At 38.6% G+C, this 11,873-nt stretch carries 6 protein-coding genes; 4 read left to right on the top strand and 2 right to left on the bottom strand.

Features of this window, described 5'->3' with window-relative positions:
* Nucleotides 1–104: 104 nt before the first annotated feature.
* Nucleotides 105–1,520 carry an inorganic phosphate transporter gene (locus WAA15_RS19415; protein ID WP_337044490.1) on the top strand — a complete coding sequence of 472 codons (1,416 nt, stop codon included), beginning with the start codon at nucleotides 105–107 and terminating at the stop codon, nucleotides 1,518–1,520.
* Between the two features lie 151 nt (nucleotides 1,521–1,671).
* Nucleotides 1,672–2,991: a porin gene (locus WAA15_RS19410; protein ID WP_337044489.1), complete on the top strand. Its 1,320-nt coding sequence runs from the start codon at nucleotides 1,672–1,674 to the stop codon at nucleotides 2,989–2,991.
* On the opposite strand, the gene WAA15_RS19405 is transcribed toward WAA15_RS19410, so the two are convergent.
* A complete protein-coding gene (locus WAA15_RS19405) occupies nucleotides 2,988–7,586 on the bottom strand; it encodes a translocation/assembly module TamB domain-containing protein (RefSeq protein WP_442892815.1) in 4,599 nt (1,532 codons plus the stop codon). The genes WAA15_RS19410 and WAA15_RS19405 overlap by 4 nt on opposite strands.
* A 108-nt stretch (nucleotides 7,587–7,694) precedes the next feature.
* Here WAA15_RS19405 and tsaD point away from each other — a divergent pair, with 108 nt between their 5' ends.
* Complete coding sequence (gene tsaD, locus WAA15_RS19400) at nucleotides 7,695–8,693, top strand: tRNA (adenosine(37)-N6)-threonylcarbamoyltransferase complex transferase subunit TsaD (RefSeq protein ID WP_337044487.1); 999 nt, start codon at nucleotides 7,695–7,697, stop codon at nucleotides 8,691–8,693.
* Between the two features lie 57 nt (nucleotides 8,694–8,750).
* Here tsaD and WAA15_RS19395 read toward each other — a convergent pair whose 3' ends face one another.
* Nucleotides 8,751–10,118 (bottom strand): vanadium-dependent haloperoxidase, encoded by a 1,368-nt coding sequence (locus WAA15_RS19395; protein WP_337044486.1) that lies wholly within the window; start codon nucleotides 10,116–10,118, stop codon nucleotides 8,751–8,753.
* 550 nt (nucleotides 10,119–10,668) lie between these two features.
* Between WAA15_RS19395 and WAA15_RS19390 the strand changes: the two genes are divergently transcribed.
* Nucleotides 10,669–11,757, top strand: coding sequence for a hypothetical protein (locus WAA15_RS19390; RefSeq protein ID WP_337044485.1), 1,089 nt, complete (start codon nucleotides 10,669–10,671; stop codon nucleotides 11,755–11,757).
* The last annotated feature ends 116 nt before the right edge of the window (nucleotides 11,758–11,873 follow it).

The following is an 11,873-nucleotide window of genomic DNA, read 5'->3' as shown; positions in this document are numbered from 1 at the left end:
TTAACATTAATTCTTTCTACTATCTTAGAAAGTTTAGGATTTTTGTATCCAAAATATAAACACCAATATAATCATACTGTACTTATAATTAAGCCCAAAAGCTCATGTTTGATTTACAAACCGACATTTTTTTCCTACTTTCTTTCTGCCTTCTGGCTGCCTGTGCATTCGAATTCATCAATGGTTTTCATGATACTGCCAACGCTGTTGCAACCGTTATTTACACCAACTCACTAAAACCTACGCAAGCAGTTGTTTGGTCAGGTTTAATCAACTTTGTGGGGGTAGTAACAGGTGGCGTGGGTGTAGGCATGAGTATCGTAAACTTACTACCTGTTGAATTACTAATCGACCAGAACGTCTACCATAGTATCGCCATGGTACTGGCCTTACTTTTTAGTGCCATTATCTGGAACTTCGGAACTTGGTATTTTGGTATTCCGGCCTCTAGCTCTCATACCTTGATTGGTGCTATTCTGGGTGTTGGCCTCGGATACGCCCTTTTACCCGACAATACCACAGGGGTAGCAGCAGTTAACTGGGACAAAGCAAAAGAAATATTTTACGCGCTTTTTCTATCGCCACTGGTTGGTTTCAGCTTGGCAGTAATATTAATGTTTTCGTTACGTCGGTTACTTAGCAAAGATGTAAGAAAGCAGATTTTTGATGAGCCTAAGAAAAACGAAGAACCTCCTTTCTGGGTAAGAGCTATATTAATTACTACCTGTACACTTGTGAGTTTCTTTCATGGCCGTAACGACGGGCAAAAAGGTATAGGTTTGGTAATGCTCATCCTGATAGGGATTTTACCCGCTTATTTCGCTATCAATAATACTATCGACTTCAATAAAATTAAACCTGACCTTGCGGTTATTTCTGAAAAGATTGCCTTAATTGATACTACTAAGGTTTCGGATATTGAAAAAGCAAGAATTGCCAAAATCAATCAGAGTGTTAGTTTCCTGAACTCACTTGCCGATAGCAACAGAGTAAATAAAACAAATGCTTTAGATGCCCGCAAAGCCTTGCTTACTATTAGTGGCAACACTAAAAAACTGGTTGAAGACTCCGATATTGTATTAAGTGCAACCGATAAAGACGCGCTCAAAGCAGCCGCAGTACAAGAAGAAAAAGGTATCAGGAAATACACCGACCACGCACCTATGTGGGTTATTCTGATGATTTCACTGTCGTTAGGCTTAGGAACCATGATTGGATGGAAAAGAATTGTGGTTACCGTAGGCGAAAAAATAGGTAAATCTCACTTAACTTATGCGCAGGGAGCTTCTGCCGAATTAGTGGCCGCAGCTACCATCGGAATGGCCTCTTGGTTTAAATTACCTGTAAGTACTACTCACTCGCTTTCGTCGGGTATTGCAGGTACAATGGTTGCTAGTAAAGGTATTAAAAACCTTCAGTCGGGTACAATTAAAAATATTGCACTGGCATGGGTACTAACCTTGCCGGTAGCTATCATTCTTTCAGCTAGCTTGTTTGTGTTCTTCCGCTGGTTATTGTAGTCAGGACTAGCGAAGAAGCAAAAATTGACACATCTCCCTCAATAAAAATATAAGATTATTTCATAATATTCCGGTGCATCTATCAGATTGCGCCGGAATATTATCAGGTAATAAAATTTTCCATACACTACGTATGCTTTAAAACACCAATATGAAACCTCATTCCGGCTTATCTTATTTAGCAGGCATAATCTGTATTATATTTGTTATAGGTGCTTCAAAATCGTATGGGCAAGACCACGGCTCTTTGATGGATATTGACACCACAACAGCCCGTAAACTATTATCTACTTTCAAAAAGTACGAATACATTGGTATAAGTGGCTATATTCAACCACAGTTTCAGTGGATACAAACTAAAGGAGCCAAGAATTTTAACGGAGGTGATTTTCAGCCCAATGCCAGTAATCGGTTTATGATGCGTCGGGGTCGTTTTCGTTTTGATTACGCCCGATTCGATAAAAACAATATGCCCCGTCTTTATTTTATTTTCCAGTTTGACGGAACCGAAAGAGGGGTAGTTATCAGAGATTTCTGGGGGCGTATTTATGAAAATAAACTCAACGCTTTTTACCTCACTACCGGAATGTTTGCCCGCCCATTTGGCTTTGAGGTAAACTATGGCTCGCCAGACAGGGAATCACCCGAGCGAGGGAGGATGTCACAGATTCTGATGAAAGTCGAAAGGGATTTTGGTTTTATGGGTACTTTTGAACCACGAACCAAAACCAATTTCCTGAAATACATCCGTTTCGATGCAGGTTTGTTTAATGGGCAAGGTTTAACAGCCGTAGCCGATTTTGACAACCATAAAGACCTGATAACAAGGCTTTCTGTAAAACACTATTCAATTACGCCAAAAATTATTGTGAGTGGCAGCATTTCTGGTTTTATAGGGGGAATGGAGCAGTTCACAAATCAGATTTATCGGGTAAATAATAGTGGTACTAAGCGTTTTGTCGCAGATTCGTCTCAGAGCAATGTGGGTAAAATTGCCCCAAGAAAATATTTCGGTGCGGATGTACAGATAAAGATTCCTGGACGAAAAGGCGATACCGAATTCAGAGCAGAATATATTCGTGGTATACAAACAGCCGTACAAAGTACTAGCGAAACGCCATCAGTAATTCCGCTGGAAAACGGCAAACCAGCACCGTTATACATCCGTAACTTTGATGGGGCCTATTTTTATTTTCTTCAACATCTGGGCAGCAGAAAGCATCAGCTTGTCTTGAAATACGACTGGTATGACCCAAATAAAAAAGTAAAGGCTGGAGAAATAGGCAAAACTTTTTCGGCGGCCGACATCCGCTTTAACACTTTTGGCATGGGTTATTTAACTTACCTGAACGAAAACGTAAGAGTAATGCTATGGTATGAGATGCCACAAAACGAAAAAACTGCACTAACCGACTACACTACTGACATTAAAGATAATAACTTTACTTGTCGTGTCCAGTATCGTTTTTAACTACCCTGAAAGGGAATAGGCTTGAAATTGTTGTTTTTACGAACCGTAGGAATAGGAGCTATCGGAATGTTTTTCGGCGTTTTACGTTTGAAAATAGTGTTAAAATTGCGTGTATGCTGAAGGCTCACACCATTTACTGTTACGTTATTATTAAAATTATAGAAGTAGTTCGGAACGTTACGGCTATATGCTTTTAAACGCCAAGTACCATCTTCATTGAGCATCCATTCAACCTCGCCTCCGTAAAAATAATTACTGGCGGTCTGGTCAATATTTTGCAAAATGGTATTGTTCACACTGAGTTTCAGGCGGTTATTACTAAACCGATACGAGAAATTCAGTTGCATATTATTAAAAAGATTCTGGCGTAAGGTACTTAAAACCCCAAGCTGCACCCCTACTTCAAGATTAGGATTTATTTTAGAAGCAATATTACCTAGCTGATTGGTCAATAATCCGCTTACGTTATCGAGCAATAGCTGAGAATCGACGGCATCTCTGAAACTGTTATCCGAGAAAAGCCGGTTAAGTGCCGTAATACCTACAAAGTTATTAGACAAAAGCTGTTCATCATTCCGAAGTCTTTGCTCAAAAGCAATTACCTGCGGTTGAAGATTAAGTGGAATCCGGCGTAAATCGAATTTAATGTCGTACTTAATACTTGGGGTCAGTAGTTTATCGGTCAGTATTATGTAAGCACTTACAGGGTAAGGGTTACGCAATTCGGTAGTATTAGAACTTGTAACTACGCCTTCGGGCAATAAGATATTGTTAGCCGTATAACTGGCATTAATGCTGATGTCGGCATTGTATGGGTCACCCGACCACCGAATCCAGCTTCCGTCGGCAATATCGAATTTCCTTAAAGAAGATATATTCTGCAAACTGAAATCATATTTACCACTCTTGATTGTATATGGCCCCGACATCGTAAAATCACCGCGGGTATCATATTCAATGCTTATTCGACCGTTTCCTACGGCTGTAAGTTTATCTTTATTAATTCGGTCAAATATTACCTCACATTCGGCATCGGGTGTAATAGTAAAGTTAAAAGCCATGGTAAGGCTTCCTTTTTCAACCGTATTTATTGAATCTTTTTTGGCTTCTTTATTTTTATTGCCTTGTGTATTACGGCTTACAAAGGTTATTCCTTCGGCTTCGGCACTTACACTGGTAGCTCCGTCGAGCGGTATAGTAATTTTGGTGTCTTTTTTACTAGTCAGGTTCCCTGTAATAGCCACATGCTTTAAACTACCCGTGATGTGTAAGTCTCCGGTAGCCATACCTACGCCATAAAAATCTTCATTATTTTCAATGGTTGTATTCATGATTTTAAAACCTTCACGGCCACGCATATAAGCATGAATGCCTAACATGAAGTTTCCGCCACCACCATTAAAAATACCTCCTTCAATTTCGGCTTCATTCCCATTCATTAAGGCATCTCGTACTTTAAAGCCTTTTCTTACTACGAAGCCTTCTTCATTAAAATTCAGTTCATCGTCAAAATAAAGAAATGAATTTAGTTCATTAATACGCAAAACTCCTTTTTCTATGGCAATTGCGCCTCTGATATGTGGGTCGCCGGGGGTTCCGCTAACATTGAGGGTTCCTGAACCGAAACCGCCTAAATCTGAAAAAATATCATCGACAAACGACTGGAAAATTTCCAGATTCGCTTTCTTAAAATTAGCTTTCAGGCTTAACGAATTACGTTCGTTTTTGGGGTCGTAGGTACCTGAAAGTTTAAAAATCTCGTTCCCCTTCCTGAGTATATTACCGTTTATTTTAAGTTTTTCTTCCAGATTATCCCACAGTGCTTTCCCTGCTACGGCTCCTATCAGGCTACTTTTGTATATAAGGGTATCAATTTCAAACTGACTGGTCACAAGCCCATCGTGGTAAATATCGGTCAACATTAGCTGCCCGTTTACAATCCCTTTCAAATCAACATCCGACAAAGGCTTGAGGGTTTGTAAATCAAAATCATGCACCTTTACATAGGCTTCTTTCACGCTATCAGGCGAAAAATAGCCATTTAAAGAGATACTTTGCTTTTTGTTTGAAATGGCTACATCCTGAAAACATATATCGTTATTATAGAAGTTTATCAGGTTGTTTTTACTTAATAACCAAGTTTCGCCCAATAAATCGAGTCTTGTATTTTTCGGGTTAAAGGTAAGTTCGATTTCATCTTTCAAAAAAGCAAGTTTACCAAATACCTGTGCTTTATCAGAACTATTCTGCTGTTTGATTCTGGCATCAAATTCAATCAGGTTCGACTGCCCCCAATCACCTCCTATTTGTAGTTTTTCGGTAGGTGCCATAGAACCGAGTTTCTGTTTTTCGGAGTTAAAAACAAGAGAAGCCAGAATTTTTGGCGAAGTTGTTTCTTTTGAAGTATTAAAATCCAGTTCGTTTTTATAGAAAGCCATACTCCCATGCCTTAGGGTATCTATTTTGCCCCCAAGCGAAAGCTCAACTGTATTTCTGACATTAAGCTGCCCTCCAAGCTCTGTATTAGGCGAAATATATAAGTCAGGATAAAAGTAAGCGAAGAATGGGTCTGATTTTTTAAACAGAATTTTATAATCGAGGCTATATTTTTCTGGTAAGTATTTGTAGGGCATACCCTCATAATAACTCAGGCGTTCGGCCTCGCTGTCAACGAAATACTGCACGTATTCATCCGAGAAACGTGTTACATCATTAATTACACGACTAGGCGTAAAATTGCCTGTTACATCAATATTGAAAAACTCTGATAAAAGGCTTATTTTACGGGTATTATCAACCAACTCGGACGTAACAAAAACGGAATCAATGCCTAGCAGGCGTTTGTCATACTGCAAAACAGTGTGTAATAACTGCGCCCGCCCTATCCAGTTGTCTAATTCATTTCCCTGAAAATCAAGATTGATTTCCGAGCGTAATTTTACATCGTTTTTGGCATAGCCTAAGGCCCTCAGATTGGCATTCTGAACAACACCATAAATATCAAACTTATTAAGTTCCTTAGCGAAATCAATCTTGCCTCCTATATCAAAGGTCAGGTTTGTATCTTTTACACTTATGCGCCCATCAAAAAGAGATTGGCTCATAGCACCATTAACCGCAATATTCTTAAAATCGTATCCATTGAACCATATATGCTGCACTTTACCATCGAAATTCAGCAGAGCATCCTTTATGGTTAAACCTTTACCTTTGATTTCACCCGAAAAGGACATTTTCTGCAAAATTTTATCTTCATTTACCAGTCTGCCCAAATCAAATTCATCAACCATTAAAGACCCCGAATAAGTAGCCTTTGCCTTACTAGCCGGAATTTTCATAGAGATGTTTCCCGCGGCAATACCCATGTCCGATTTCACAAAGGCATCGGTCATGAAATCATTATAAAGCCCTTTAAAAATACCTGCAAAATTCACTACTCCGAACTTATACACATGCTTTGTAAAAAGAGAATCGCCCACATACTGGCGTGCGTCAAGGGCATCAATCTGTGAAGGTTTCCAGTTCAAATCCATAACGGCCTTTCTGAGGTCGGGCATATTTTTAAAGGCTATTTCTCCATCCAGATAACTGTTTTTCCCAAATTTCAGGTTAAAATTTTTCACTCTGAAATCATGAACAGTTCCCTTAAAGCCACCATTGAGCAGATAGTTCTCATGGTATTCATACATATCAGTAGCAAAACGAGCTAAATCCTGCGCATCAATCTCACAGTTATAGAGGTCGCCAATCATTTCTACTTTTTCATTAAAATCTTTAAAATCGCGCGGGGTACGATAATTAAAATGTACCGATTTCTTTAATGTAGAATTATTAATCTTGGCATATAGGTCATCGAAACGAAGGTGCTGCCTTGAATAGAAAAAATTGGTATTTAGCTCTTTTATTTCCAGATTACTACGTTTTTCAATACCTTTCAGGCTATTAAGACCAAAAGTGATGGTATCGCCCTGAATAAAGAAATTCTTTACTGTACCTCTGACCTCATGCACAGTAAAATTGTTGTAGTCAAACTCCTCTTTCGGGAAACGCTCCTCTTCGGGGTCTTGCAACGTGAAGGTTCCACCCTGAATGTAGGCTTCGTCTATGGTAAACGGAATATTATGTTCTATACGGGGCTTGGTAGTATCAGGCGGGCTCGACGAAGTAAGTTCTTCTATTTTGGCAATCCACTTATCGATATTCAGGTCGCCGTCAGGTTCATAGATTAATTTTACCCGTGGGCTTAACACCATCACATAGTCGAGGTTGTTATCAAAAGTCAGAAAAGTGTTCCAGTCAAAATTAAAATTCGACTTAGAGTTTACATATAGTTCTTCTACAAAAATCATTTCACGGTTTTTGTGGTCATATATAGTTACATCTTCGAGCGTAATTTCATCGAACCATGTAAGTTTGGCTTTGCCTATGGTTACTTTTGACCCTAATTTTGTAGAAAGATACTCAGTAGCCCTCTGAATGGTGCGGGTTTGAATGAAAGGCAATTGCAGGGCATAAAATACTATCATTACTCCCATAAATAAAACGAGAATAAGATTAAGTAATATTCTGGCCGATATTTTAACTGCCCGATGCAAAATAATTGCTTAATTAATGAATTAGTGAATTACTGAACACTAATTTTGTGTTTTAATACAACAGAAGTTTATTGAAAATTTAAAAACACAAAATTTTAATCTTAGGTTTTGAATATTTTAGCCATCGAATCCTCGTGTGACGAAACGTCAGCAGCTGTTATTTCTAACGGTAAAATATGCTCTAACATTGTAGCCGGACAGCTAATTCATGAGCGTTTTGGAGGTGTTGTGCCTGAATTGGCCTCACGCGCCCACCAACAACACATCTTACCAGTAGTTGAAAATGCCTTAAAAAAAGCAAATATAGCAAAAAATCAACTAAATGCCATAGCTTTTACACGTGGTCCCGGCCTTTTAGGCTCATTATTGGTGGGTACTTCGTTTGCCAAAGCCATGGCTCTTGGGCTTAGTATTCCGCTTATTGAGGTAAACCACATACAAGCGCATGTACTGGCACATTTTATTGATGCTCCTGCTCCAAGGTTTCCTTTTCTTTGCCTGACCGTGAGTGGCGGGCATACCCAGATTGTACTTGTCAGAGATTATCTGGACATGGAGGTAATCGGAGAAACACAGGATGATGCCGTAGGTGAGGCGTTTGACAAAACAGCCAAACTTCTGGGGCTTCCGTATCCGGGTGGGCCATTGATTGATAAATATGCACAGCAAGGTAACCCTGAGGCATTTCAGTTTCCTTTGTCGGAAATGCCTAAATATAATTTTTCGTTCAGCGGAATTAAAACTTCTATTTTGTACTTTTTAAAGAGTAATCTTGAAAAGAACCCTGATTTTATTGAGCAAAACATAGCTGATATTTGTGCTAGTGTGCAGCAAACATTAATTAAAATGTTACTCCAGAAATTGCGCCGTGCCGCTCGTGAGCTAAACATAAAAGATGTTGCTATTGCCGGAGGGGTTTCGGCCAATTCGGGTTTAAGAAAAGCCTTGCAAGATTTAGGAGAGAAAGAAAACTGGCGGGTTTATATACCTCAGTTTCAATATTGTACTGATAACGCTGGCATGATTGCCATGGCTGCATATTTTAAATATCAGAAAGGCGAATTTACTTCGCAAGAGGTAAGCCCACTTCCGCGCATGGATTGGTAATGTGCTGGTTTTAAAAATAGAAGCCCTCTGGTAAGTATTTTCCAGAGGGCTTCTATTTTAGTTGGCTGCTACTTTTTCTTTTCTTCTGGTCTGGGCAATTCTTAAAACTTGCTGCCCTATTTTAACACCACATTTATTACCTTCAAAACAACCTGAACGGTAATGAATACCTCCGTAAAGGCGGCTTATATTTGCCATTAAGGCTGCTTCTCTGAACGAGTTAAACGACATAACTCCATGCCCATGTTTATATTCAGTTGAGTCAGTAAAGGTAACGTTATCACCATGTACAAAACTGAATACCTCGGCTGCTGCTGCAGAAATAGTACTATGCCCGCTAGTATATTCAGGGAATGGCGGTGTCTGCAAGAATGGTTGCCATTTAGGGTCAAGTTCTGCATTAATTACAGTTTCAGGGCGTACTTTCACACTACGGTATTTTTCATCCCAGCTACAAATAAAGGCATCAAGCAGGGCAATTGAACCCAGCGCGTAGCCTTCCACACTTTTCTCGAACGATGCTTTGGTTTTACGTGAAACCGTGGTATGAATAGCCAGCCAGTGGCCTCCGGGTGTCATTTTTTTATTAGCAAACATCACATGGCCCATTACGTTCATCACAAAGGGGTTATCATCCCAGAACCATGCAATGCGTTTTTGTTCTTCAGTCAGTTTTTTACCTATTTCATATACTTCTCTGGTTTCTTTCCAGAACTCACTGTTTTTATCATGGTTGTACATCGGAGGGCGCGGCGGCATAAACTGTGAGGCAGAGTCTAACGTTAATGCACGGATTTTGTTCCACTCAGGTTCGCAGGCATCGGCATAAGCGGGTGGTGTAGGAACCCAAGTACCTGGCAGGTTGGTTACAGTAAACCGAATACCACGTGTTTGTTTGTATTTATCTTTGCCAGAGTAACGTATTACATGGGCAGCTACGCTATCGCCATAGGCCATCGAACGTTCCATTACGTCTTCAGGAACACCCATTTCCTTGTATTTGGCATAGAAAGTTTTTTCATACTTATCAAAAAAATCTCCAGAAAACGTAAGTGTACGTGCTACTTTCAGGAAAGCTCTGGTACTAGCCAGCGGGAAACAATAATCCTGACCTTTCTCAGGTTGTGGGCCTGCTGAAAAACCTTTTAATTTACCTCCAAGCGACTCATAGTCTGGAAAACCAGGAACCATGGCCTCGTATCCGGCCAAATTTGAATAGGCGTAAATACGGCTGGCTACTGGTGGCTTGAAAATATCATGAATAATAACATCGGTTAATAATTCAACTGACTGGTGATACAATTCAGGGTCGGCGGCTTTAGCATTATATACTTTAGCATCAGCACCATTACCTTTAGGTTTGCAGGCATTTATAAGCAAGCCAACCACGGCTACGCTTATCAAGAGGAAAGATTTATTAAACATAAGGGTGGGTAGTATGAAACACAACTCGAAAAAACACAATTTATTAAACGCAAATTTACAAAATAAGCCCATTAAATAATGCATATTTTTTAGTTTTTAATCTGAGTTAATTTTTAACAAAACCCATGTAACAAATAATAATGCTCCTTTAAATATAAAAAACAAGAAATATTTTTAACTTACTCCAGTTTTGCTTAAAATGCTAATCAGTTTTTTAGTATGTCAAATATCTAATGCTTTGGCTATAATTTCTCGAATGATACACATAGCAACTACCAAAAAAGTATATAATATTTTTTTTTTTTTATTGCTTAGTTCAATAATTAGCCTTGCTCAAAAAACAACGCCTCAGCAGATTTTTCAAGAGTCGCTTAATTTCCTTATTCAGAACCAGTGTGACTCAACTATTGCTGGCAAACAATATTCTGGCGAGTGGCCCATTTATATGAACTTAACAGAACCTTATTTTTTTATTGGCCGAAAACAAAAAGCCCGTGATTCAAATTGTTTTAATATATCTGCTGTTCATAATTTTCTATCAGAAATTTACTTGAAAGATACATCTCTATATATATTAAAGCCCACTTTAATTAAAGCCTTTCATGAAATTCAAAGTTATGAAACAAATAATCGTTACAACTTCTGGAAACTACTTCCCCCTAACCGAAAACTTAAGTTAATAGGCAAAGACCCTAAGTTATTGGTACGCCGACCTACAACTTATCGGTTAGGCTCAAGGTTTATCAATAAAACAGCTAATGTTCCTGAAGATGCCGACGATACCGCACTAGCTAATTCAGCCGTATTTTACCACAATAAAATTTTTAAAGATTCTGTAAAAGCAATTTCTTATGCCGGATTTGATGAATACCTTGATTTTAAACGAAAAAACCGAAACTGGTATAACTTTCTCTTACCTTCTCCTAAAAATTCAGGGGCGTATCTTACATGGCATTATCCTGAATATGAATATAATTTCTGGAATCCTGTTACCTCTTATTTTTCATTAATGCTCATTTTTACACCATTTAGTTCAGGGTATCCTGTTGCTTACCAACCTTGGATTCCCTTTGGAGCCAACGATGTCGATGTGGTTGTTAATAGTAATGTACTGAGTTATCTGGCAATTACCAATCAACTTAATGAAAGTATCGGCAAAAAAGGAGCTTTAAAAATTATTGAGCATTGCATAAAAAACAAACAATGGCATAGTGCTGGAGTTTATTATCCGAATAATTATCATATTGCTTTTGCTATTGCAAAGGCATATTATAACGGGGTTAACGAACTTCAGGAAGCCTCAAAACAAACAGCTACATATATAATAAATACTCAGAAGCCTGACGGCAGTTTTGAAAGTAACGCGTGGTTAAACAACAAAGATATTATTCAGTCTACTGCCTATGCACTACATGCAATGCTCGATTTAAAATTAAAAGGTCTTGCAATTCCTGATGAAAACATCAAAAAAGCTTTTACTTTTCTGGAGTCGAAGCGTATCAAAAAAGATAACACTTGCTATTGGGAGGGTGGGGTATATTTTTCTGGAGGCACTCTACTCAGAAATTTGCTAATATGGCAGTCTGATGCTTACACTACTGCATTAATAGCCAAGTGCTACCAAAGATATTTTTTATAGGCTAAGTTATTCTTTCTATCCCTTCCAGATGAATATTTAACCGTTCTAAAAAATTTCATCAATATTTCCATCCATTTGATAACTAATTACGTCTTGTTTATGTTGTTTGTTCAAAC

This window comes from Emticicia sp. 17c, assembly GCF_037153985.1.
Classification (GTDB): Bacteria; Bacteroidota; Bacteroidia; order Cytophagales; family Spirosomataceae; genus Emticicia.
The sequence above is the reverse complement of the archived record's forward strand: the minus strand, read 5'-3'. Positions and strand labels throughout refer to the sequence as shown.